We start from the raw sequence: 507 nt of genomic DNA, 5'->3' as shown, positions 1-507 counted from the left end.
AGCCAGCGCTCGCCGAGGCCATCAATGTCGATAGCGCGGCGCGAGACGAAGTGAATCAGCGCCTCTTGCTGCTGGGCAGGACAAAATAGCCCGCCAGAACAGCGCGCTAAGGCTTCCCCTTCTGGCAGCACAACAGGCGAGTCGCAGACAGGGCATTCTTTAGGCAGGGTAACGGGCTTAGTGCCTTCGGGGCGCATGTCATGCCAGACGCGGGTGACTTTAGGGATGACGTCGCCTGCGCGGTGCACGCTGACGGTATCGCCGGCGCGCACGTCCAAGCGCTGAATCTCGCAGAAGTTATGCAAGGTCACATTACTCACGGTGACGCCGCCGACTTGTACAGGCTCGAGCTTACCGACTGGGGTAATCTGACCGGTGCGACCAACTTGCCACTCGATATTGTTAAGGGTAGTCATGACCGTCTCGGCAGGGAATTTATAGGCCGTCGCCCAGCGTGGCTCACGCGAGAGGAATCCTAACTGGCTTTGCAGCGCTAAATCATTGACC

At 59.2% G+C, this 507-nt stretch carries 1 pseudogene; it reads right to left on the bottom strand.

The features are described from left to right. Positions 1-507, bottom strand: a pseudogene (gene ligA, locus FHK88_RS03675) (NAD-dependent DNA ligase LigA); the annotation flags it as partial.

It is taken from the genome of Psychrobacter sp. I-STPA6b (assembly GCF_020662265.1).
Lineage (GTDB): Bacteria > Pseudomonadota > Gammaproteobacteria > Pseudomonadales > Moraxellaceae > Psychrobacter.
This window is presented reverse-complemented; position numbering and strand designations above follow the sequence as displayed.